This is a genomic window from Oceanobacillus sp. FSL W7-1293 (assembly GCF_037969815.1).
GTDB classification, from domain to species: Bacteria; Bacillota; Bacilli; order Bacillales; family Amphibacillaceae; genus Oceanobacillus; species Oceanobacillus oncorhynchi.
The window spans coordinates 3,105,263-3,129,958 of sequence record NZ_CP150212.1 but is presented as its reverse complement, the minus strand read 5'-3'; the positions used below and the strand labels follow the sequence as shown (position 1 = coordinate 3,129,958).

The 24,696-nt window shown below is 40.0% G+C and carries 23 protein-coding genes; all 23 read left to right on the top strand.

Annotated elements, in window-relative coordinates; all coding sequences use genetic code 11:
- Positions 1-196: 196 nt before the first annotated feature.
- The 23 genes from smc (at position 197) to codY (ending at position 24,143) form a co-directional block, all read left to right on the top strand.
- Positions 197-3,766 carry a chromosome segregation protein SMC gene (gene smc / locus MKY65_RS15375; RefSeq protein WP_339178274.1) on the top strand — a complete coding sequence of 1,190 codons (3,570 nt, stop codon included), beginning with the start codon at positions 197-199 and terminating at the stop codon, positions 3,764-3,766.
- A gap of 12 nt (positions 3,767-3,778) precedes the next feature.
- On the top strand, positions 3,779-4,789 hold the full coding sequence (ftsY, locus tag MKY65_RS15370; protein ID WP_339178272.1) for a signal recognition particle-docking protein FtsY: 1,011 nt from the start codon (positions 3,779-3,781) through the stop codon (positions 4,787-4,789).
- A gap of 87 nt (positions 4,790-4,876) precedes the next feature.
- Positions 4,877-5,194 carry a putative DNA-binding protein gene (locus MKY65_RS15365; protein ID WP_339178270.1) on the top strand — a complete coding sequence of 106 codons (318 nt, stop codon included), beginning with the start codon at positions 4,877-4,879 and terminating at the stop codon, positions 5,192-5,194.
- 13 nt (positions 5,195-5,207) lie between these two features.
- On the top strand, positions 5,208-6,554 hold the full coding sequence (gene ffh, locus MKY65_RS15360; protein WP_339178267.1) for a signal recognition particle protein: 1,347 nt from the start codon (positions 5,208-5,210) through the stop codon (positions 6,552-6,554).
- A 119-nt stretch (positions 6,555-6,673) separates the two neighbouring features.
- Entirely contained in the window at positions 6,674-6,946 is a 273-nt protein-coding gene (rpsP, locus tag MKY65_RS15355) for a 30S ribosomal protein S16 (RefSeq protein WP_042535073.1), read from the top strand.
- A 13-nt stretch (positions 6,947-6,959) separates the two neighbouring features.
- Complete coding sequence (locus MKY65_RS15350) at positions 6,960-7,187, top strand: KH domain-containing protein (protein WP_042535071.1); 228 nt, start codon at positions 6,960-6,962, stop codon at positions 7,185-7,187.
- 130 nt (positions 7,188-7,317) lie between these two features.
- Positions 7,318-7,707, top strand: a complete 390-nt coding sequence (locus MKY65_RS15345) for a YlqD family protein (protein ID WP_042535069.1) — start codon at positions 7,318-7,320, stop codon at positions 7,705-7,707.
- A gap of 16 nt (positions 7,708-7,723) precedes the next feature.
- Positions 7,724-8,236, top strand: a complete 513-nt coding sequence (gene rimM / locus MKY65_RS15340) for a ribosome maturation factor RimM (protein ID WP_339178262.1) — start codon at positions 7,724-7,726, stop codon at positions 8,234-8,236.
- Positions 8,237-8,974 carry a tRNA (guanosine(37)-N1)-methyltransferase TrmD gene (gene trmD, locus MKY65_RS15335; protein WP_339178261.1) on the top strand — a complete coding sequence of 246 codons (738 nt, stop codon included), beginning with the start codon at positions 8,237-8,239 and terminating at the stop codon, positions 8,972-8,974.
- Between the two features lie 122 nt (positions 8,975-9,096).
- Positions 9,097-9,441, top strand: coding sequence for a 50S ribosomal protein L19 (rplS, locus tag MKY65_RS15330; protein ID WP_042535064.1), 345 nt, complete (start codon positions 9,097-9,099; stop codon positions 9,439-9,441).
- Between the two features lie 288 nt (positions 9,442-9,729).
- Positions 9,730-10,278, top strand: a complete 549-nt coding sequence (gene lepB, locus MKY65_RS15325) for a signal peptidase I (RefSeq protein WP_042535062.1) — start codon at positions 9,730-9,732, stop codon at positions 10,276-10,278.
- Between the two features lie 14 nt (positions 10,279-10,292).
- Entirely contained in the window at positions 10,293-11,132 is an 840-nt protein-coding gene (gene ylqF, locus MKY65_RS15320) for a ribosome biogenesis GTPase YlqF (protein WP_339178258.1), read from the top strand.
- 122 nt (positions 11,133-11,254) lie between these two features.
- Complete coding sequence (locus MKY65_RS15315; RefSeq protein WP_339178256.1) at positions 11,255-12,025, top strand: ribonuclease HII; 771 nt, start codon at positions 11,255-11,257, stop codon at positions 12,023-12,025.
- A 21-nt stretch (positions 12,026-12,046) separates the two neighbouring features.
- Positions 12,047-14,224, top strand: a complete 2,178-nt coding sequence (locus MKY65_RS15310) for a hypothetical protein (protein ID WP_339178254.1) — start codon at positions 12,047-12,049, stop codon at positions 14,222-14,224.
- The gene (locus MKY65_RS15305) at positions 14,221-14,499 is read left to right on the top strand and encodes an EscU/YscU/HrcU family type III secretion system export apparatus switch protein (protein WP_339178252.1); all 279 of its coding nucleotides are present in this window, start codon (positions 14,221-14,223) and stop codon (positions 14,497-14,499) included. Before MKY65_RS15310 ends, MKY65_RS15305 begins: the two co-directional genes overlap by 4 nt.
- Positions 14,500-14,661: 162 nt before the next feature.
- Positions 14,662-15,822: an ADP-forming succinate--CoA ligase subunit beta gene (sucC, locus tag MKY65_RS15300; RefSeq protein WP_042535054.1), complete on the top strand. Its 1,161-nt coding sequence runs from the start codon at positions 14,662-14,664 to the stop codon at positions 15,820-15,822.
- A 62-nt stretch (positions 15,823-15,884) separates the two neighbouring features.
- Positions 15,885-16,787, top strand: coding sequence for a succinate--CoA ligase subunit alpha (sucD, locus tag MKY65_RS15295; RefSeq protein WP_339178250.1), 903 nt, complete (start codon positions 15,885-15,887; stop codon positions 16,785-16,787).
- A gap of 121 nt (positions 16,788-16,908) precedes the next feature.
- Positions 16,909-17,808, top strand: a complete 900-nt coding sequence (gene dprA / locus MKY65_RS15290) for a DNA-processing protein DprA (protein WP_339178247.1) — start codon at positions 16,909-16,911, stop codon at positions 17,806-17,808.
- A gap of 84 nt (positions 17,809-17,892) precedes the next feature.
- A complete protein-coding gene (gene topA, locus MKY65_RS15285) occupies positions 17,893-19,971 on the top strand; it encodes a type I DNA topoisomerase (RefSeq protein ID WP_339178245.1) in 2,079 nt (692 codons plus the stop codon).
- Between the two features lie 451 nt (positions 19,972-20,422).
- A complete protein-coding gene (gene xerC / locus MKY65_RS15280; protein ID WP_339185267.1) occupies positions 20,423-21,316 on the top strand; it encodes a tyrosine recombinase XerC in 894 nt (297 codons plus the stop codon).
- 13 nt (positions 21,317-21,329) lie between these two features.
- Positions 21,330-21,875 (top strand): ATP-dependent protease subunit HslV, encoded by a 546-nt coding sequence (gene hslV, locus MKY65_RS15275; RefSeq protein WP_042535046.1) that lies wholly within the window; start codon positions 21,330-21,332, stop codon positions 21,873-21,875.
- A 61-nt stretch (positions 21,876-21,936) separates the two neighbouring features.
- Entirely contained in the window at positions 21,937-23,334 is a 1,398-nt protein-coding gene (hslU, locus tag MKY65_RS15270; protein ID WP_339178242.1) for an ATP-dependent protease ATPase subunit HslU, read from the top strand.
- A 29-nt stretch (positions 23,335-23,363) separates the two neighbouring features.
- Positions 23,364-24,143: a GTP-sensing pleiotropic transcriptional regulator CodY gene (codY, locus tag MKY65_RS15265; protein WP_339178240.1), complete on the top strand. Its 780-nt coding sequence runs from the start codon at positions 23,364-23,366 to the stop codon at positions 24,141-24,143.
- Positions 24,144-24,696 lie beyond the last annotated feature (553 nt).

Sequence of the window (24,696 nt, the reverse complement as noted above, 5' to 3'; positions counted from 1 at the left end):
TATATTAGCTAAACAATTCAAGCAGCGGAAGAAAGAAATAAGTTTCATTTTATTGAAATGTTCACTTTGCCGCAGCTTTGGAAATCATAAAGCTGCGTATGAAAATGGGAGAGGCTTCTATTAGCCACTCTTTTGACGTATATAACGATAAATAGACACGATGAAAATAGAAAGATTAGATTTTAGGAGAATGATTATGCATTTAAAGCGATTAGAAAGTGTTGGATTTAAATCCTTTGCAGAGCGAATTAACGTAGATTTTGTACCTGGAGTAACAGCGGTAGTAGGTCCGAATGGAAGCGGGAAAAGTAATATTACTGACGCAATCCGCTGGGTGCTGGGAGAACAATCTATGAAATCACTGCGCGGATCCAAAATGGAAGATATTATATTCCAGGGGAGTGACTCGAGATCTCCTTTAAATATCGCTGAAGTTACACTTGTATTAGACAATAAAGATCAGCGTGTACCGCTGGATTACGAAGAAGTCAGTGTGACAAGAAGGGTTTACCGATCTGGGGAAAGCGAATTTTATATAAATAAACAGGTTTGCCGTCTGAAGGATATTGTTGACCTGTTTATTGATTCCGGTCTGGGCAGGGAAGCTTTTTCTATTATCAGTCAAGGAAGAGTGGAAGAGATTCTCAGCTCGAAAGCAGAGGAGCGCCGTGTGATTTTTGAGGAAGCGGCAGGTGTTTTAAAATATAAGCAGCGTAAGAAAAAAGCAGAATATAAACTTGCTGAAACGCAGGAGAATCTGAATCGTGTCGAGGATATTGTTTATGAAATTGAACAGCAGCTGGACCCGTTAGAAGAGCAATCAAAAAAAGCAAAAGAATATCAGACCTTGCAGGCTGAACTCCAAGAAACAGAGATTTCTGTGCTGATTACGGAAATGGAACAAATTCATCAGGAATGGCAGCAGGTATTAGAAAATTTAGCTGTGAACGAAAAAAAACAGAAAGAACAATCCGAAGCCATTCGTCTGATCGAAGTGGACGTGGCAAAAGAAAAAAAACATATACAGCAGTATGAAACAGAAATAGAGCAGCTGCAGACTGATTTATTAGATGTAACAGAACGGCTGGAGAAATTTGAAGGAAAGAAGCAACTGTTTGATGAACGGTCCAAGCACGCAGATGAGAATAAAGAAAAGCTTGTACAGCAGTTAGATCGGGTTACTTCAAATGTTCGTGTGCTGGAAAAACAAAAAATAAATGAACAAGAGAAACTGGCGCTTTTAGAGGCAGAGAAGGCTGATACTTTGGCCAGAAAAAAAGAAATAGAAAAGAAATTAGCAATGCGGCCGGAAGATGTAGCTAACCGAATTGAGGATTTAAAAGCGGAGTATATCGAATTGTTGAATCAGCAGGCTGCTTATCGAAATGAAAAACAATCTGTTGATCGGCAGCAAGAGCAAATTGAAGCAAAAAACAATTCCCAATCCATGAAATTTAAGGATATGCTTACGGAGAGAAATGAGCTGCAAGATAAACAGACAGCCGCTGAAGAAGTCCTGCAGTCTTATCAGAACCAACTGGAAAAAAAGACGCAGCAATTAAAGACGTTAAAGGCTGAAATGCAATCAGAACGCACGCAGTATGAGGAAGCGCAGTCTAAGCTTTATCAAGGCTATCAATACATTGAAAAAGTAAAGTCAAAAAAAGAAATGCTCGAAGAAATGAAGGAAGACTTTCAAGGCTTCTTTCAAGGCGTCCGTCAGGTTTTACGGGCAAGAGAAGAAGGCAAGCTGAAGGATATAGAAGGGGCAGTTATCGAGTTAATGGATGTCCCTAAAGACTATATTACAGCAGTGGAGACCGTATTAGGCGGACAAGCGCAAAATATTGTTGTAGAAACAGACCAGGCAGCAAGAGAAGCGATTAATTGGTTGAAAAAGACCAATAGCGGGCGGGCAACTTTTCTCCCGCTCAAATCGATTCAACCCCGTTTTTTATCCAGTGAAGGAAAACAGGAAGTAAGGGAGCACCCGGGGTTTGTAGGCGTTGCTTCTGATTTAGTGCAGCCGAAAGCTAAAAAATATGAGAAAGCAGTGCAGCATTTAATGGGTAATGTGGTTATTGCTAAAACCTTGCGGGATGCAAATGACATTGCGATAAAACTGCATCGCAGATACCGGATTGTCACGCTGGACGGTGACATGGTCCACCCTGGAGGCTCTATGTCAGGAGGAGCGCAGAAAAAACAGAATCAATCGCTGTTTACCCGCGAAAAAGATCTGCAGGAGCTGCATGCGCGCTTGGCAGAATACAAACAAAAAACAGAGCAATTTGAACATGGTGTACAGAAGAAAAGAGATTATTTGCGAGAGCTTGATGAAAAAATCAGCGATACCGAGCAAGAAGTGCAGAAAATGCAAAAAGAGGTGCAGGAAAGTCAAGCTGATTTTCAAACCTTTCAGGCGAAGCTGACATCCATCAATGACAACTTGTCCATCTATGATATGGATAAAAAACAGAATGAACAGAGCCGTACAGAATTAGCGGATCGAAATAAAGTCCTGACAAAAGAATTAGAAGAAATCAATATTAAGCTTCAAACAGTGCAAAAAGAAGTGGATGATTTAACAGAGGAAGAAGCGAAATTAAAAGAGACGCAAGGAAAATTACAGGATGCGTTTTACGAAATCAAAGTAACACTGGCTGAGCAGGAAGAACGCTTTAAAAATCAAAAAGCGAATACAAAAGCTTTAGAGACGCAGCTTGAACGGGCAATTGAGGACAAAAGTCAGGTGGACGAAGAGCTGGAGACAATAACGGCAATAAAAAACCAGGAAGAAACAGAAGAAGAAATGGAAGCTAAAATTGTCAATGCCAGAACGTCCAAACAGAAATTAACGGAAAGCATAGAGAAGCTGCGCACTAAAAGAAAAGAAAGCTTAGACAAACAGCAGTCCCTGGAAGCGAATTTGAAAGAGGCACAGGAACAATATAGCGTGACGAATGAGCACCATCAAAAACAGGAGGTCAAATCAAACCGCTTGGATGTGGAGCTTGATAACCACCTGCAGCAGCTTGAAAAAGAATACTTGATGACATATGAATTGGCAAAACGTGATTATGCAAAGGTTGAAAATATGGATGAGGCAAAAGCAGTCGTCAGCCGTTTAAAGGATAAAATCAACCAGCTGGGCACGATTAATTTAGGTGCTATTGATGAATATGAGCGTATTTCTGAAAGGTACCAGTTCTTAAAAGAACAAAGAGATGACCTTGTGGAAGGAAAGCGAACGCTATATACTGTTATTGAAGAGATGGACACAGAAATGAAGGAGCGGTTCTCAACCACTTTTTCAAAAATAAAAGAAGAATTTTCCCAGGTGTTTATGCACTTGTTTGGCGGCGGACATGCTGAATTAAAATTAACAAACCCGGATAATTTATTAGAAACAGGCGTAGATATTATTGCACAGCCGCCGGGTAAAAAATTGCAGCATTTAAGCCTTTTATCAGGAGGAGAACGAGCATTAACAGCAATCGCCCTTCTCTTTTCCATTTTGCGTGTCCGTCCAGTTCCGTTTTGTATACTGGATGAGGTCGAAGCGGCTTTAGATGAAGCGAATGTAGTCCGCTTTGCCAGGTATGTAAAGCAATTCAGCAAGGATACACAGTTTATCGTCATTACACATCGAAAAGGAACCATGGAGGAAGCAGATGTTCTTTATGGTGTGACGATGCAGGAATCAGGCGTGTCGAGACTGGTTTCTGTCCGATTAGAGGATACAAAAGAATTGATTCAATCGTAGGGGGATATCAATATGGGATTCATGGATAAATTGAAAGCGCGTTTTAAGCAAAACGAGGAAACCAAGGAGATTTCCGAAAAATATCAGGAAGGTATGAAAAAGACAAGAGATACCTTTTCTGGGAAATTAAATGATTTAATTGCACGTTATCGTAAAGTAGATGAGGATTTCTTTGAAGAATTAGAAGAGGTATTAATTACAGCAGATGTCGGTGTTTCCACTGTGATGGACCTTGTCGAAGAACTTAAAATGGAAGTAAAGCGTCAAAAAATCAAGGACTCCTCTGAAATAAAGGATGTTATTTCAGAAAAGCTTGTAGATATTTATTATGGTGATGAAGATTCGTCAATTCAGCATTTGCAGCTGGATGGAGACGGGTTACAGGTAATTCTTGTTGTTGGTGTAAATGGCGTGGGGAAAACAACCAGTATTGGCAAGCTTGCACATCAATTAAAAGCAGATGGAAAAAATGTCATCTTAGCAGCAGGGGATACTTTCCGTGCTGGAGCAATCGAACAATTAGAAATCTGGGGAGAGCGTGCTGACGTTCCTGTAATAAAGCACAGCGAAGGCAGCGACCCTGCTGCGGTTATTTATGATGGAATCAGAGCTGCAAAGTCTCGTGAAGCAGATATACTCATTTGTGATACTGCAGGAAGACTTCAGAATAAGGTGAATCTGATGAACGAGCTTGCTAAAGTGAAACGCGTCATTGAACGTGAAATTCCAGGTGCTCCCCATGAAGTTTTACTGGTTTTGGACGCTACTACCGGCCAAAATGCATTGACACAGGCACGTACCTTTTCAGAGGCAACAGATGTGTCCGGAATTGTCTTGACTAAACTGGATGGTACCGCAAAAGGCGGGATTGTGCTTGCTATTCGTAATGAATTGCAAATTCCGGTGAAATATGTCGGATTAGGTGAAGGTATCAATGACCTGCAGCAATTTGACGCAGATGCCTTTGTATATGGACTATTTTCTGATTTAGGAATGAGTGAGGAGAGCGAGAAAACGGAATAGCCGAAACCCGCTTCACTACTTGACAATTTCCGATTGAGTTGGATATGATAAATGTAAAGGAAAATCACTTAACAAGAGGTGTGCCCGTTGCTGGAAAAGACAAATCGGATAAATTATTTATATGACTTTTATCAAGCACTGCTGACTCCAAAACAGCGCAGTTATATGGAAATGTATTATCTGGAAGACTACTCATTAGGTGAGATATCGGAGCTCTTTGAAGTTTCCAGACAAGCTGTATATGATAATATAAAGAGAACAGAAAAAATGTTAGAGTCTTATGAGGATAAGCTTCATCTTTTTTCTAGATTTGAAAAACGTAAGCAAATCATTATGAAGCTTTCGGAAACGGTAAAAGATCCGGAGGCAAAAAAGTATGTTCAACAATTACTAGATTTAGATTAGGGGGATACCTTCTATGGCATTTGAAGGATTAGCGGACCGTCTCCAAGGTACGATAAAGAAAATTACCGGTAAGGGTAAGGTCTCTGAGCAAGATGTAAAAGAGATGACAAGAGAAGTTCGCCTGGCGCTTTTAGAAGCCGATGTAAACTTCAAAGTTGTAAAACAATTAATTGCCCGGATAAAAGAAAGAGCTGTCGGGCAGGAAGTAATGGAAAGCTTAACACCGGGACAACAGGTTATTAAAGTTGTAAAAGATGAATTAACGAATTTAATGGGCGGAGAGCAAAGTAAAATTGCTGTCGCCGACCGTTCGCCGACCGTTATTATGATGGTTGGTTTACAAGGTGCGGGTAAAACGACCACCACGGGAAAGCTTGCGAACCATTTACGTAAAAAGCATAACCGCAATCCTTTATTAGTTGCATGTGACGTCTATCGTCCGGCAGCCATTCAACAATTGGAAACACTCGGCACACAGCTGGATATGCCTGTTTTTTCATTAGGAACAGAAGCAAATCCGGTTGATATTGCCAACCAGGCGATTGCTCAGGCAAAAGAGAATCACAATGATTATGTCATTATTGATACGGCTGGCCGTTTGCATGTAGATGAAAACCTGATGGAAGAATTACAGAATATCAAAACAGATGTAAAACCAGATGAAATCTTTTTAGTGGTGGATTCCATGACTGGGCAGGATGCTGTTAATGTAGCAGAAAGCTTTAATGAACAGCTTGATATTACAGGAGTTGTTCTGACAAAGTTAGACGGGGATACCCGCGGCGGTGCGGCGCTTTCTATCAAAGCGGTAACGGACAAGCCAATTAAATTTGCCGGAATGGGAGAAAAATTGGATCAGCTGGAAGCCTTCCATCCAGAACGTATGGCATCCAGAATTCTCGGCATGGGAGATGTACTTTCCTTAATTGAAAAAGCACAGACCAATGTGGATGAAAAACAGGCAAAAGAATTAGAAGAAAAAATGCGTACGATGTCCTTTACATTCGACGACTTCCTGGAACAAATGGGTCAGGTCCGTGAAATGGGGCCATTAGATGACTTAATGGCCATGATTCCAGGCTCTAACAAGATGAAAGGCTTGAAGAATGCCCAATTAGATGAAAGTCAATTGACCGAGGTAGAGGCAATTATTCAATCCATGACGAAAGAAGAGCGCCAGGAGCCGAGTATCATCAATGGAAGCAGAAGAAAACGGATTGCAAAAGGGTCAGGGACTTCAGTTGCAGCGGTTAACCGTTTGATAAAACAATTTTCAGAGATGAAAAAAATGATGAAGCAAATGACCAATATGCAAAAAGGGAAAAAAGGAAAAGGCGGATTTAAATTTCCTTTCATGTAGAGTTGATTTTCACGCTTTTTTATAATAAAATAAGCTTGTAATGGAAAAATACTTTACAGACTAAAAACTATCTGTTAAAATCAATTCTTGTGATAAGATAATTATTGGAGGTGCAAAGCATGGCAGTAAAAATTCGTTTAAAACGTATGGGTTCTAAAAGAAATCCATTCTATCGTATTGTTGTAGCGGACTCTCGTTCTCCACGTGATGGTCGCTTTATCGAACAAATCGGTACGTACAATCCTGTAGTAAATCCAGTTGAGGTTAAAATAGATGAAGAAAAAGCACTTGATTGGATGACAAAAGGTGCAAAACCAAGTGATACAGTGCGTAATCTATTCTCTAACGAAGGCATCATGAAGAATTTTCACGAACAAAAAAATTCTAAATAAGTAGTGTGATATCATGAAAGCCCTGATTAAATCGATTGTTACCTCATTAGTAGATTATCCGGATGATATTGTGATAAAAGAAACGGAAGAAGATTCTAAAGTTACGTATCATTTAACTGTTCATCCGGACGATGTCGGAAAAGTCATTGGCAAAAACGGCCGGATTGCAAAAGCAATACGAACTGTTGTATATGCAGCAAACACTGGTGGTAATAAACGTATTTTTTTGGATATTATGTAAGGTTCGTATTCAGAAAGAATACATTCTTTCTGAATAACTTGGTAAAGGGAAAGCTGACCCTGCTTTTAGGGCTCAACTTTCCCTTTTTACACATTTAAACCCGAATCTATCAGGCAGGAGCTGAATTGAAATGAAATTAATTAAAAAAGTTCCCATTAAGGTAGTCGTGACAGAGGACAGCAAAGAAAAAATCCGCCAAAATTTCACAAATCATAAATTACGTCTTGAACAAGAGTGTCAACAACTCCAATTTGAAATGAGAAAATTAAAGAACAAAAATGCAAATGTTCGTTCAGATATGGAAACTCGGTTTAACCAGGAAATTAAAAATCGCCAGGAAAAAATGAAGCTGTTAGATTTTAAGATAGAACAGTTAGATGAATTAAAAATGGGTAGCGAAATCGTTGAAAAAGAGGTTGAAGCTCTTGTTGAGGTCGAAGTCGGCTCCGATTGGCACCATCTTATGAAGGAGCAGGCTATCGTAATTAAAGATGATAAGGTTATCCGAATCGACGAATGAAATAGGTGAAAAAAAGATGCATACAGAGAAATTAAAAATTGGTAAAATCGTGAATACACATGGAATTAAAGGCGAAGTAAAGGTTTTACGCATTACTGATTTCGAAGAACGTTTTACGCCTGGAAATGAAGTAATTATTACATCAGACCAGCGTGATATTACATTGGAAATTGGATCACATCGTATTCATAAAGGGTTTGATTTGATTACATTTAAAGGATATACCAATCTGAATGATGTAGAAAAATGGAAAGGCATGAATTTGTATATCGATAAAAACCAAACAGAAGAATTGGAAGAGAATGCGTTTTACTATCATGAAATTATCGGCTGCGAAGTTCAGACCGCGGAGGGAGATACATTAGGGAAAGTGAAAGAAATCCTCTCTCCCGGCGCTAATGATGTCTGGGTAGTACAAAGGCCTGGCAAGAAGGATTTGTTAATACCTTATATTGAAGATGTAGTCAAAAAGGTAGACATCCAGACTGGAGTTATTTCAGTGGAGTTAATGGAAGGGATGTTAGATTAGATGCATATTGATATTCTGACACTTTTCCCGGAAATGTTTTATGGTGTGATGGAAAGTTCTATCCTGAAAAAAGCGGCTGATAAAGATCAGTTTTCTTATCAGCTTGTTGATTTTCGTCATTATTCCACGCAAAAACATAAAAAAGTAGATGATTATCCTTATGGGGGCGGAGCAGGTATGGTGCTGACACCACAGCCTGTATTTGATGCTGTTGAAGCGGTGAAAAAAGAGAGAGCTTCCCGTCCGCGTGTTGTTTTGATGTGCCCTCAGGGGGAGCCTTACACACAGAAAAAAGCAGAGGAGCTGGCTCAGGAGGAGCATCTGATTTTTATTTGCGGTCATTACGAAGGATATGATGAGCGAATTCGTGAGCATCTTGTAACGGATGAAATTTCTATAGGAGACTACGTCTTAACTGGTGGAGAATTAGGAGCAATGGTTGTTGTTGACAGTATTGTTCGTTTATTGCCAGAGGCTCTTGGAAACGAAGCATCTGCAAAACAGGATTCTTTTTCAACTGGATTATTGGAACACCCCCATTACACCCGCCCTGCCGATTTTCGCGGAATGAAGGCTCCAGAAGTCCTTTTATCCGGAAACCATGCGAATATTGAAGCCTGGAGAAGGAAGGAATCCTTGAGAAGAACTGCTGAAAGACGCCCTGATTTATTAGAAAATCAACCGTTAGATACAGCAGATAAAGAAATACTTCAAGAATTAAAAAATGACGAAAAGTAGTTGTGCTTTACGCCATAATATGCTATATTATTAATTGTGCTTATGTGCGTGTAAGCATGTAAAACGATGTTCCGCTGTTCAGATAAAAGGGCATGAGCATTAGTTTGGAAGGAGTGAAAATCATGCAACAAATTATTGCAGACGTAACCAAAGATCAATTGCGTACAGACCATCCTGATTTTCGACCTGGTGACACTTTAAAGGTTCACGTAAAGGTTGTAGAGGGAAGTCGTGAGCGTATTCAGGTATTTGAAGGTGTTGTAATCAAACGTCAAAACGGCGGAATCAGCGAAACATTCACAGTAAGAAAAATTTCTTATGGTGTTGGTGTGGAGCGTACTTTCCCATTACATTCACCAAGAGTTGATAAAATTGAAGTTTCTCGTCGCGGTATTGTACGTCGTGCGAAGCTTTACTACCTGCGTAACCTGCGCGGAAAAGCTGCTCGTATTAAAGAACGTCGCTAATCAGCCGGCAGAGGATATGAAACGAATACAAAAGGGCTACGTCAATCATGGCAGTAGCTCTTTTTCATTCTTAAAGAGGACGTTCAAAAAGTCCTATAAAAATGATACGGTGATTAGAGGAACTCAGCTAAAATCGCAGTCACAGGACGTCGCGTTCTTAGCTGACTGGTCCTATTTATCGAACTTTTTGAACAGGCACTTTAATAAAAATAATACTACTTAGAATTTGTTTATCTAACACTTACTAGCTACAATATAAGGTAGACTGAAGTTATCGGAGGAAATCAGATGACAGAGAAAGAGCAAAAAAAGAAAAAGAATGAGTGGTTGGAGTGGATAAAAGCTATTCTTCTTGCTGTAGGCTTTGTGTTCTTAGTGCGAATGTTCTTATTTGCGCCTATCGTTGTAGAAGGACCATCGATGCTGCCAACCTTGCATGACCGTGATCAAATGATTGTGAATAAAATTAATTATACGCTTGGAGAACCAGATCGGTTTGACATCGTTGTGTTCCATGCTCCTGAGCAAAATGATTTTATTAAGCGTGTCATTGGATTGCCCGGAGAGCATGTAGCAGTGAGAGATAATGTATTGTATATCGACGGGGAACCGGTAGATGAGCCGTTCTTAAACGATCAGGTCTTTACAAATGATTTCGAGCTGGAAGAATTGGAAGAAGGCTATGAAGTGGTTCCTGAGGATTCCGTATTCGTACTAGGCGATAATCGAAGCAACTCAACAGACAGCCGAATTATCGGAGTAGTACCGATGGATGAGGTAGTCGGAGAGGCAAGTTTGGTCTACTGGCCATTGAATCGTATACACTTTAGTGAATAAGGAAGGTGAAAAATATGCCTATACAGTGGTTTCCCGGTCATATGGCGAAGGCGCGCAGAGAAGTACAGGAGCAATTAAAGCTTGTTGACTTTGTCATTGAACTGGTTGATGCAAGAGCACCGTACTCCTCCCAAAACCCGATGCTGCAAGAGGTTTTAGGACAAAAACCTAAGCTTGTCTTACTGATGAAAAAAGATTTAGCTGACCCTGCGAAAACAGCTGAATGGATAGCAAGTTATCAGGAGCAGGGGACACAGGCTGCTGCAGTGGATGTGAATCAAAAAGGAGATATACAGCAGGTTGTTCAGCTTGCCAAAGCAATGGGACAAGAAAAGATGGACAAGCTGAAGGCGAAAGGAATTAAGCCGAGACCAGCCAGAGCAATGATCGTTGGTATCCCGAATGTGGGGAAATCTACATTGATTAACCGGCTTGCCAATAAAAAAATTGCGAAGACGGGAGACCGTCCCGGAATTACTAAACAGCAATTATGGATTAAAATAAAGAAAGACTTCGAATTACTGGATACACCAGGCATTTTATGGCCGAAATTTGAAGAAGAGGCTGTAGGATACCGGCTGGCGGCAATCGGAACAATAAAAGACCAGCTGCTTCCTCTTCAGGATATTACAGCCTTTGTTATTCGCTTCTTATTTGAAGAATATCCGAATTACCTGAAGGAACGCTATGCTGTAGAAGATAGTTCGGATATGGTAGAACTATTTGAAGGCATCGGCAGAAAAAGAGGCGCATTAGAAAGCGGCGGTCATGTGAATTTCGATAAAGTATCCGATATCGTTCTTCAAGATTTACGAACAGGAAAATTAGGCAAGTTCACTTTGGAACAGCCGTAAAATATATTTAACAGCCTGCAGGGGATTTTTCTTTGTAGGCTATTTTCATATATAGAGGATGTTTAAAAAGATAGCTTAACAAGTTTGATAAAATGACGATAATAAAAGAAAGCAGGATAGTTATGAAAAAGCAATCGATCACAGAAATTAAAGGATTACTAAAAGAAGATACCCTGACAACTGAAGAATGGGAAGTAATTCTTCAAGACGAAAGGAAAGGCGTTCAGACACTGATACAATCCTATCAGCGTAAAAAAGAGCGTGAAAAACGTTTAATTAAACAGTTTGCTGAAATGCAGCGCTATGAGAACAATGCATATATGAATGGAATAGAAAAAATAGCAGGTGTGGATGAAGTCGGCAGAGGTCCGCTTGCAGGTCCTGTTGTAGCAGCTGCTGTGATCCTTCCAAGAGATTTTCAATTAATCGGGTTAAATGATTCCAAGAAACTAAAAGAAAACGTAAGGGAAGAATACAGCACCTATATCAAAGAGCATGCTGTCAGCTATCATATTTCATTTATAGATAATCAGATTATAGATACGGTTAATATTTATGAAGCAACCAAAAAAGCAATGTATGATGCGTTATCAGGGCTGACACGATCTCCTGAGCATGTACTGGTTGATGCAGTCCATTTGCCCGGCTTAGCCTGTTCTCAGGAAGCGATTATCAAGGGAGACGCATCAAGCGTCAGTATTGCAGCTGCCAGTGTGTTGGCAAAGGTAGCCCGCGATCAGTATATGAAGGAATTACATAAGAAATATCCCGGCTATGATTTTGATAAAAATATGGGATATGGGACCAGAGCACATTTAGAAGGGCTGAATCAATTTGGGGTGACGCCTTACCATAGAACATCATTTGCACCAATAAAAACAATGGGAAAATGATAAAGAAAAAGAGGAGAGCCTATGCGGATTCAAGACAATGTAAAGGCGGCTAAATTACTGCATTCTTCCAAGGCAAATTTGCTTCATAATCTGAAGACAGGGGATATTTTACAAGGAACAGTAAAGCAGCTTTTTCCAAATCATCGAGCAGCCATTCAAATTCAGGGCAGCCAGCTAATTGCCCAGCTGGAGGCTTCTCTTTCTGTGGGCGGAAAATATTTTTTTCAAGTAACATCCAATGAAGGGAAAATGCCTGAATTAAAAGTAATGACCGGTGAGCAGCATAATGGACAGCAGATGATTCGTCATCTTCTTCAGCAGCTTGGCATCAAAGAAAATAAATTAACGTTCCAGCTGGCCAGTGCGCTTGTCAGAGAACAGGTGCCCATGCAGAGAAGTGATTTGATGCAGGCAATGCAGTATATTCAGGATAACAAAATCTCACAGAAGCAAGCACAGCCTATTCTTATGGAGCTAATGAAAATGCGTATCCCGATAACGCCAGCTTCGTTCCAAGCAGTGCGAGCGTTTCAAAACGGCAATCTTAGTGAGAGCTTAGCGTTGCTGGAACGTTCCCTCCCTCCCGGCCAGCAGCCGATGCTGCGTGCTAGCCTGGAACACGTGCTTAAAGGGTTTCCTACTGAACAAAGCGCTGTGCGCGCCATTTTGAGTGCCGATGCTCAAGCTCCAAAGCCTGTTTTATTTCCGCTGCTTCAAAGTCTCGGCCTCGTTTCTAAAGGGCTGGACAGACAGGCATGGACAAATATTTTGCAGCAATGGAATGCACCTGTTACACAAACGCCACCCAATCAAGCTGCGGCTTCAGCTCCATTTACAGCTGGTTTGGAAGAAATAAAGGAGAAGATTCAATCTATTTTAGCTAATCAACAGCAGCTGACAACAGAAGCGAAGCCTATCCAACAACAAGGCAATAACACGGCAGCACCGATGAAGCAGAATATAGAAGCACAGCTTCCGCAATCTTTTTCAAATAAAGGATTAGGAGACGAAGGAAATACCCGTCAAATTATCGAGGCTTTATCTGATTCTAAAAAACTTCCAATGTTAGAACGGTTCTCGAATATTTTGGGAACTTCGAATGAAAGAGCGGTGAGAATTATACTGACAGCCGATGCACAAGCTGAGAAACCGGTGCTGTTTCCTCTTTTGCAAAACTTAGGGATGATTTCCAAAGCCCTGGATAAGCAAAGCTGGACAAATGCATTAAAGCAATGGAACCCGCCTGTATCACAAAATCAAGGGACAGTAACCGCGCCATTTACAAGCAGTTTCGAAGGAGTAAAGGAGAAGATTCAGTCTATTTTAGGTAATCAAAAGCAATTAATGACAGAGGCTAGAGCATTACAAGGGGCACTGATGCAAGGGGACAGTGCTGCCGTACAGCCTAAGTCAAATCTGGCTGCTGAGTTTCCGCAGTATTTCGCCAATCAATCGTCGGTTACGCTGGAGAGCAGCACCGTTCGTTCTTTACTGGAAGCCTTGACCGAACCGAAAAATTACCAGGCACTGCAGCGGTTCATAAATATATGGACAGCTTCAAATGAAAATACCATCCATGATCCTAAAGAACAGTTCCTGCAGCAAATGCAGTGGGTTCTCCGCGATGCCGGACTGAATGCTGAGAATTCGTTGAAAACAGATGAGGCAAACACGATGCAGTTCAAACACTTATTACTAGAAATGCTTCAGAGCAGCAGTGGTGGAATCAGTAGAGAGAACGCACAGCAGGTGGTTCATTTTTTAAATGGCATGCAATTAAATAACATGAATGACAGCAGTTATTTTATTCAGGCTAATATACAGATACCTGGCCAAAAATTGGGGGTATCCAAGGATATCGATTTGCATTTTGAGGGAAAGAAGACTGCTGACGGGAGGATTGACCCGGAGCATTGCCGTATTATTTTTGACCTGAATCTGCACGGAATGAAAGAAACCATTGTTGATTTGCATGTTCAAAAGAAATCACTGTCTATCACTATCTATAACGATCAGGCTACAACCCCGGTGCTGGTAGAAAAGCTTCGTCCTAATCTGCAGGAAGCATTAGAAAACATGGATTATCACGTGGCATCGGTTACCTGCAAGCTCTATACGGAAACAGAAAAACAACAGCGTCAGGCAATAAAAACTGCTGAGGAAAGGCCTGGTTCTGGAAAGGTGGATTTTCGAGTATGAATGAAAAACGAAAAAAAGCAGTTGCCTTAAGCTATGAGCAGAGTATGGACGATGCACCAAGAGTAATGGCTTCAGGAAAAGGACTTGTTGCCGAAGAGATAATTGAGCGGGCAGAGGCGCATGATATACCAATTTTAGAAGACCCTTCCTTAGTCGAGGTGCTGGCTGAATTAAATATCAATGAACAGATACCAGAGGAGCTATTCCAGGTAGTGTCAGAAGTGTTTGCTTTTATCTATCGGACAGATAAACAAACTGGAAAAGAGAATAGGTGAATAGGAGTTTTGTCAGGAACCATTCATTTTCTATTTTTACAATGGTGTCCATGATTTTGGCGAGTCAAGAAATAATATTGATTTTTATGTTCCCTATTTCTTGTTTATTTCCTATATTTTTAATACAATAGTAGTGCATTGATTTTGATAGGAGGATGGAAGATGAACATTCATGAGTACCAAGGTAAACAAGTTTTACGAGAATTTGGTGTAAACGTTCCGAACGGTCATGTTGCTTATTCTGTAGACGAAGCTGTAGAAGCTGCGGAAAAGCTTGGCTCGTCTGTAACCGTTGTCAAGGCGCAAATCCATGCAGGTGGACGCGGTAAAGCCGGCGGGGTAAAGGTAGCAAAGAGTCTGGAGGAAGTTCGTACATATGCGGATGAAATTTTAGGGAAAACGCTTGTAACACATCAGAACGGACCTGACGGCACAGAAGTAAAACGTTTACTTATTGAAGAAGGCTGTGATATTCAGAAAGAATATTACGTAGGGGTAGTTCTTGATCGTGCCACATCAAGAGTTGTTATGATGGCGTCTGAAGAAGGCGGTACAGAAATTGAAGAGGTGGCAGAAGCAACACCTGAAAAAATCTTTAAAGAAGTGATTGACCCTGTTGTTGGTTTATCACCTTATCAAGCTAGAAGACTAGCATTCAATATTAACATTCCGGATGAATTACTGGGTAAAGCAGTTAAATTTATGACTGCACTTTATGACGCTTTTGTTGCGAAAGACTGCTCTATCGCAGAAATTAACCCGCTTGTAACTACAGGGGATAACGAAGTTCTTGCGTTGGATGCAAAATTAAACTTTGATGATAATGCACTCTATCGTCAACCAGAAATTGCAGAACTGCGTGACTTAGGTGAGGAAGACGAGAAAGAAATCCAAGCATCTAAATACGACTTAAGCTATGTTTCATTAGATGGAAACATCGGGTGTATGGTAAATGGCGCCGGCTTAGCAATGTCTACAATGGATATTATTAAGCATTATGGCGGCGATCCGGCTAACTTCCTTGATGTAGGGGGCGGTGCTACAGCCGAAAAAGTAACAGAAGCATTTAAAATCATTCTTTCAGATAAAAATGTAAAAGGAATTTTTGTAAACATTTTTGGCGGAATTATGAAATGTGATGTTATTGCTGAAGGTGTTGTAGAAGCAACGAAACAAATTGGCTTGACTATTCCATTAGTTGTCCGCTTAGAAGGTACAAACGTAGAGCGGGGCAAAGAAATTTTAGATGAATCAGGTCTAAATATTACTTCTGCAACCTCTATGGCAGACGGCGCAGAGAAAATTGTTGCTGCAGTGAAGTAAAGCAGTTACCGTGTATTGACTTACAAATAGAGGACGTAAAAATAGGAAAGGGCGGACTTATAATGAGTGTTTATATTAATAAAGATACAAAAGTAATAGTCCAAGGAATCACAGGTGGAACTGCACGTTTCCATACAAAACAAATGCTGGAATATGGTACAAAAATTGTTGGCGGGGTAACACCGAAAAAAGCAGGTACGGAAGTAGAAGGAGTTCCTGTTTTTAACACGGTTGATGATGCTGTAAAAGCTACTGGAGCAACCGCATCTGTTATCTATGTACCGGCACCTTTTGCTGCGGATGCTATCATCGAAGCAACAGATGCAGAGCTTGATTTAGTTATCTGTATTACAGAACATATTCCGGTAATGGATATGGTGAAGGTGAAACGCTATATGGAAGGCAAGAAAACACGCCTTGTTGGGCCAAACTGCCCTGGTGTAATTACAGCAGATGAAACAAAAATTGGGATTATGCCAGGATATATCCATAAAAAAGGACATATCGGTGTGGTCTCCCGCTCTGGTACATTAACGTATGAAGCTGTTCATCAATTATCTGAAGCCGGATATGGACAAACAACAGCTGTTGGTATTGGCGGCGACCCGGTTAACGGGACAAACTTTATTGATGTATTAGAAGAATTTAACAAAGACCCTGAAACAGAGGCTGTTATTATGATCGGTGAAATCGGCGGTACTGCGGAAGAGGAAGCTGCTGAGTGGGTGAAAGCGAATATGACAAAGCCCGTGGTCGGATTTATCGGCGGAGCAACAGCACCTCCAGGAAAACGTATGGGACATGCCGGTGCTATTATCTCCGGAGGAAAAGGAACAGCTGATGAAAAAATCCGTGTAATGGAATCCTGCGGAATTAAAGTAGCTGCGACTCCTTCTGTTATGGGAGAAACAATGATTGAAGCATTAAAAGAAAATGGTTTAGAGGAAAAATGTAAAACGCATTAAGCGTATGGAAGTACTTTAAAGTACCTGGGCAGAAGATTCTACTTCCTTCTATAATATAGAAGGAAGTAGAATCTTGTCCGGGTTTTTCAGCTTCAATTAATTAAGAAGGGAAGGATATGGATTGAATTATCTTTTTAATCGGCTGGATTTTATTCATCTCAGCAGATGCCGTTATGCTACGCGTACTTTTATACGCAAGTGGATACGGACAGATCCTGAACTAAAAAAGATTTATCAGCTGTCCCCGCATGAATTGTCACAAATTATTCGAATTCCTCATCAAAAAGCACAAACCCTCTTGAAAGACCTTCATAATCCGCAATTAAAAAAGAAGATATTGGAAGAATCAAGAGATTTTCATATCATCACAATAGTTGACGAATATTATCCCTCTATGTTAAATACAATTAAAGACGCACCCCTCGTTTTATATGGTTCAGGAAATCTGGATCTTTTAGCAAAACAGCCGATGCTCAGTGTTATCGGTACAAGAAACCCGTCAAATGAGGCCTTTGGGAAGCTTTTTATGGCGATTGCGCCTCTTATTGATGCAAAATGGGTGATTGTCAGCGGAATGGCAAGAGGCGTTGACAGTATGGCACATCGGCTGACACTGGAACGGCAGGGAAACACGATTGCTGTTTTGGGCGGCGGCTTTCGGTCCATTTACCCAAGAGAGCATTTGCCGCTTTATCAAAAGATAGTAAAGCAGGGACTGGCTTTGTCTGAATACCCGCCAGATGCACCGCCTCAAAAATATCATTTCCCGGAAAGAAATCGAATTATAAGTGGCTTGACAATGGGAACCCTAGTGATAGAAGCAATGAAAAAGAGCGGTACGATGATTACGGTGAATCAAGCCCTTGATCAAGGAAGGGATGTGTTCGCTGTACCAGGCAATCCGCTTTTAGAACAATGTGCCGGGTGTAACCGAATCATTCAGGATGGTGCAAAATTAATTCAATCTGCTGAAGATATTTACACAGAATGGAATTATAGTTTTCGATTATTCAATAAATAGTGTTTGACAAAAACGTATTCTATCTATAGTATTAGGAAAGATTTCTATTCGTAAATTGTCAACCTCATTATGGGAGGAACGCACATGTCAGATTATCTCGTTATCGTTGAGTCGCCGGCGAAAGCAAAGACGATTGAACGGTATTTAGGAAAAAAATATACAGTAAAAGCTTCCATGGGGCATCTTCGCGATTTGCCAAAAAGTCAAATGGGAGTAGACGTTGAGGAAAATTATAAATTAAAGTATATTACTATCCGCGGAAAAGGGGATATACTTAAAGATTTAAGAAAATCAGCAAAAAAAGCCAAAAAAATCTATCTCGCAGCCGATCCGGATCGCGAGGGGGAAGCAATTGCATGGCATTTAGCACATGTTTTAAATGTGGATGAAAATTCAAAATGCCGGGTTGTTTTTAACGAAATTACAAAGGATGCCATTAAAGAATCCTTTAAGAATCCCCGGGCGATAGATTTAGACTTGGTTGATGCGCAGCAGGCCCGCCGTGTTCTCGATCGTTTAGTAGGCTATAATATCAGTCCAATACTATGGAAGAAAGTGAAAAAAGGATTGAGTGCCGGACGAGTACAGTCTGTTGCTTTAAAAATGATTATTGATAGAGAAAAAGAAATTGAGAATTTCCAGCCGGAAGAATACTGGTCTATCGACGGATTATTTGCAAAAGGAAACGAAATATTTGAAGGCGCCTTTTATGGTGTCGATGGTAAAAAAACAAAGCTTAAAACAAAAGATGATGTGGAAGAAGTTAAAAAGAAGCTGGACGGAAAAGAGTTCACCATTCAAAGTGTGAAAAAAAGAGAGAGAAAACGAAATCCAGCACATCCATTTACTACTTCATCCCTTCAACAGGAAGCAGCAAGAAAATTGAACTTCCGTGCAAAGAAAACGATGATGATTGCCCAACAATTATATGAAGGTATTGACTTAGGCCGCTCTTCAGGCGGAATTACTGGTTTAATTACGTATATGCGTACAGATTCTACGCGAATCTCAGACGGGGCAAAGGAAGAAGTAAAAGACTATATCAAAGAGAACTATGGCGAAACGTACCTTGGCAAGCAAGCCCCTGTTAAAAATAAAAGCGGTGCGCAAGATGCCCATGAAGCCATCCGCCCGACTTCTACTTTACGAGACCCAAAAGAATTAAAGAATATTTTATCAAGGGATCAGCTGCGTTTGTACAAATTAATCTGGGAACGCTTTGTGGCCAGTCAAATGGCGCCGGCTGTGATGGATACAATGACCGTGCATCTGTTAAATAATGGTGTGGAGTTTCGTGCAACCGGTTCAAAGATAAAATTCAAAGGGTTTATGAAAGTATACGTGGAAGGCAACGATGACAATAAAAAACAGGAAGATAAAATATTGCCGGAGCTGGAAGAGGGCATGAAGGTTGAATCGAAAGAAGTGAAGCCGAATCAACATTTCACCCAGCCGCCTCCGCGCTATACTGATGCAAGACTGGTTAAAACAATGGAAGAAATGGGCATTGGCCGGCCGTCTACTTATGCACCAACGCTGGATACGATTCAGCGCAGGGGCTACGTATCCATGGATAATAAGCGGTTTGTGCCAACGGAGCTAGGAACCATCGTCTGCGAGCTTGTAGAAGAGTTTTTCCCTGAAGTCATTGATGCAGAATTCACTGCTAAAATGGAAACAGACTTGGACTCTGTTGAGGAAGGGAAAACAGCCTGGATACAAATTATTGACAATTTCTACCAGGACTTCAGCAAACGGCTTGAAAAAGCAGATGCTGAAATGGAAAAGGTAGAAATACGTGATGAGCCTGCTGGAATTACCTGTGAAGAATGTGGGCACGAAATGGTATATAAAATGGGCCGCTATGGGAAGTTTCTGGCATGCTCTAATTTCCCTGAATGCAGAAATACAAAACCGATTTTAAAGAAAATTGGTGTCACTTGTCCGAAATGTCAACAGGGTGATGTTGTAGAAAGGAAATCAAAGAAAAAAAGAACTTTCTATGGCTGTGACCGATTTCCGGAATGTGATTTTGTATCATGGGATAAACCGATTGCCAGAACGTGTCCAAAATGTGACTCCATGCTGGTAGAGAAGAAAAGTAAAAAAGAAACACAGGTTCAATGTTCTAATTGTGAATATAAGGAAGTTGCACAGAAGTAGCTGATATTATCAGCTGCTTCTGTTCTGCTGTGTGTGAAGAAACGTAAAATATATAATAAAAAAATATGCATCGTGTTAGTTGGAATCGTTGAATTAGACGTATAATAATCGTTAAAGTTGACTAAAATTATAATTGTTATTAAAATCTATTTGGTAAGGCATTTCCCTTTACAGAAGCTGTCCAATTATTTAGCAGGAAGACCCTAAGCTATTGGAGCAGTTATTTATCATTTTTTGTGGATACACTTATAGAATGGAAATAAACAGGATCTTCAGATACTCCTAGCCATCCTTTCGTTGTTTTTTCACTTCATCGAATATTCATAACTCTAAGCACCTTTCTGAATTTTATTACAATTTAGTTAAATTCATTGCAATCTCAGAAGGAGTGTGCTATGCTTTATCCGTTATACGATGATGAGGTGACTTCTTTGTGAATTTAAAAACATATATGGACCAGTTTATAGAGTATTTACAAATTGAAAAAAATGCCTCGCCGTATACCGTTCAATATTATCGGACTGATTTAGAAACATTCGAAGCTTTTATGCAAAGAGAAGAAGTATATGATTTAAAAGATGTAACCTACCGGGAAGTCCGGATATTTCTTACAGAGTTATATAACAATGCGTTAAGCAAAAGGTCTGTCTCCAGAAAAATATCTTCACTGAGAAGCTTTTACCGTTTTTTGGAACGGGAGAAGCTGGTTGTGGGGAATCCGTTTACGCAGCTTTCACTCCCTAAGTCGGAAAAACCTGTTCCAGGCTTTTTGTATGAAGAGGAGTTGGAGAAGCTTTTTTGTGTGAGTGATTTGACGGCAGATTTAGGACAGCGCGATCAAGCGCTGCTGGAGGTTCTGTATGGAACCGGAATCCGCGTCAGCGAGTGTCAGCAATTGCGCTTGCAGGATATTGATTTTTCGATTGGAACTATTTTTGTAAAAGGGAAAGGGCGGAAAGAACGTTATGTCCCTTTTGGCAGTTTCGCGGAAGCGGCTTTAGAAAAGTATCTGCTCCACGGCAGGAAAAAATTACTGAATAAATCAAATAACAAAACAGAGAATGTATTTCTAAACGCAAGAGGAAATCCGATAACCACAAGAGGCATTCGTACTGTGCTAAATAAAATAGTAGAAAAAGCTTCTATAAATATTCAAGTGCACCCTCATAAGCTCAGGCATACTTTTGCAACGCATATGTTGAATGAGGGAGCTGATTTAAGGTCTGTGCAGGAACTGTTAGGACACGAAAGTTTATCCTCTACTCAAATATATACGCACATTTCGAAAGAGCATTTGAAGAAGGCTTATATGAAAAGCCATCCGCGCGCAAATGATAAAAAATAAGTGAGGTGGATATATGGACTCCCAAATGCATGCTACAACTATATTTGCAGTGCAGCATAATGGAAAATGTGCCATGAGCGGTGACGGTCAGGTGACACTGGGCAATGCCGTCATTATGAAGCAAACCGCAAAAAAAGTGAGGACTTTGTATAATGGAGAAGTTCTGGCCGGGTTTGCCGGATCTGTGGCAGATGCCTTCACATTATTTGAGAAATTTGAAGGTAAACTACAAGCATTTAATGGCAATTTGACAAGAGCTGCTGTCGAATTAGCAAAAGAATGGCGTTCTGATAAAGTTCTCAGAAAGCTCGAAGCTATGCTGATAGTCATGAATAAAGAAAATATGTACCTTGTATCCGGCACAGGAGAAGTTATCGAGCCGGACGACGGGATACTTGCTATTGGTTCTGGAGGCAACTATGCGTTAAGCGCCGGCAGAGCATTGCTTCAAAAAGCACCGCAGTTATCTGCTGCTGAAATTGCGCAAACTGCGTTAGAAATTGCAGGAGATATTTGTGTGTTTACGAATGATCAGATTACGTTAGAAGTACTGGAATAATCGTTTCTTTCTTTTTGAATGAACGCTTTTAATGAAGTCTTGACAAAGGAGAGTGCTTTTGATGACGGTGGATTTAACGCCAAAGCAAATAGTGAATCAATTAGATAGATATATTATAGGGCAAAAGCAAGCAAAAAAATCGGTGGCAGTAGCTCTGAGAAATCGCTATAGGCGAATGAAGCTTGACGAAGATTTTCAAGATGAGGTTGTGCCCAAAAATATTTTAATGATTGGTCCGACTGGTGTAGGTAAAACAGAAATTGCCAGACGACTTGCAAAGCTGGTCGGTGCACCGTTTGTTAAAGTAGAAGCTACAAAATTCACGGAAGTTGGTTATGTCGGCAGAGATGTGGAATCAATGGTTCGTGATTTAGTAGAAAAAGCTGTACGAATGGTGAGAGAAGAAAAGATGGAAGATGTCATGGAGCGGGCGGAACAGGAAGCAAATCAAAAACTTGTTAAACTGCTTGTACCGCAAACAAAAACTAAAAACTCCGTGAAAAACCCATTTGAAATGCTGTTTCAAGGCTCTGATTCAGATGAAGATCAAGAAGATGATGCTTCGAATGAAGAATCAGAGATAAAATCAAAGAGAAAACGAACAGCTCATCAGCTGGCGTTAGGTGAGTTAGAAGACCATTATGTTTCTATTGAAGTAGAAGAAATTCCGCCTTCGATGTTTGACATGCTGCAAGGTTCGGGAATGGAACAAATGGGGATGAACATGCAGGATGCTTTTGGTCAGTTCATGCCCAAAAAGAAAAAGAAAAGGAAACTAACCGTTTCTGAGGCAAGAAAAGTGTTGACCCAGCAAGAGGCGCAAAAGCTTGTCGATATGGATGAGGTCACTCAAGAAGCGATTAACCGTGCTGAACGAACAGGTATCATTTTCATTGATGAAATTGATAAAGTAGCAGGCAAACAAGAAGGCTCTGCAAATGTTTCCAGAGAAGGTGTGCAAAGGGATATCCTGCCGATTGTGGAAGGGTCAACGATTGTAACCAAACATGGGACATTGAAGACGGATCATATCCTATTTATCGCTGCAGGAGCTTTTCATATGTCGAAACCTTCTGATTTGATTCCTGAGCTGCAAGGCAGGTTTCCAATTCGCGTAGAGCTGGAGAAGCTTACAATCAATGAATTTAAGCAAATTTTAACAGAGCCTTCCAATGCTTTATTAAAACAATATAAGCAAATGCTAGAAACAGAAGGTATAAAACTTAAATTTACGGACGAAGCTATAGAGAGACTTGCGCAAATTGCTTATGATGTGAACCAGGAGACCGACAACATTGGGGCTCGCAGATTACACACAATCCTGGAAAAATTATTAGAGGACCTATCCTATGAAGCTCCTGATATTTCAATGACAGAAGTTGAAATTACAAAAGGGTATGTTAATGATAAGCTTTCGACAATTGCTCAAAACAAGGATCTCAGTCAATTTATACTATAATTTAAAATTCTAAAATGGAGGAATATCAAATGGATTTATTAACGAGAGCAAGAAAAATTAATGCAATGTTACAAACAGCAACAGGAAAGTCAGTGAATTTTAATGAAATGTCAGCATCATTACGTGATGTGATTCGCGGGAATGTATATATCGTCAGCAGACGCGGTAAATTATTAGGCGTTGCAGTGAATCAAGAGGTAGAGAATGACCGTATGAAATCAATGCTTGAAGAAAAACAATTTCCTGCAGAGTATACAGAAGGATTACAAGAAATCCGTGAAACGACTGCAAACCTGGATATCGAAAACAAACACACGGTGTTCCCTGTAGAAAACAAAGAATTATTCAAAGACGGCTATACAACTATTGTTCCAATTATCGGCGGCGGAGAGCGCTTAGGAACGTTAATCATCGGCCGGGTAAATGAAACATTTAATGATGATGATTTACTGTTGGCTGAATACGGCGCGACAGTGGTAGGTATGGAAATTCTTCATGAGAAAACAGAAGAGATTGAAATGGAAGCTCGAAGCAAAGCTGTTGTACAAATGGCAATCAGCTCTCTGTCTTACAGTGAACTGGAAGCAATCGATCATATTTTTGAAGAGTTAAATGGAAAAGAAGGTTTATTAGTAGCAAGTAAAATTGCTGACCGTGTAGGAATTACCCGTTCTGTTATTGTTAACGCACTTCGTAAGCTGGAAAGTGCAGGAGTTATCGAATCTCGTTCTCTAGGTATGAAAGGAACGTATATTAAAGTATTAAACGATAAATTCTTAGTAGAATTAGAAAAAATTCGTACACGCTAAAACGAAAATAAACTAAAAATGCTGTGAGGAAATATTTCTTCACAGTTTTTTTATGTGAGAATAAGAAAGGATATTACGTTTTATAACATATTTTCATTCGGTGACTAACTAAAGTCCCGATTTTTTATGTTCAGTAATAATAGCAACGGGAAGTCTGCGGTTCTAGCAGGCTAATTTTATTTTGGCGACTTTTTGAACAAAAACGATTAGTAAAATATATTTAATAAATATTTTTAATGAGCATATTGAATTCCTTTATTTTAAAAGGTAGAATGAAAATAAGGTCTAATGACCTGCTTTTCTATGTAATTTGGTTATGGAGAATGTATTATAGAGTTTGCAGATGATACGAAGCTTGCGAGGACCTTTGTGAAAAACAACAAATAAAAATCATTTATAGGGTCTTTTAGTCTAGTAAAAATGAATGATTTTTTAATTTGTCAATAATAATGTAGAAATTGCATAGACTTTGTCTACTACTTAATTTAAAATTAATTCGTATAAACAATGTAATTTATGGGTGTTTATGAAAAAAAAGAGGTGTAAAGAATAA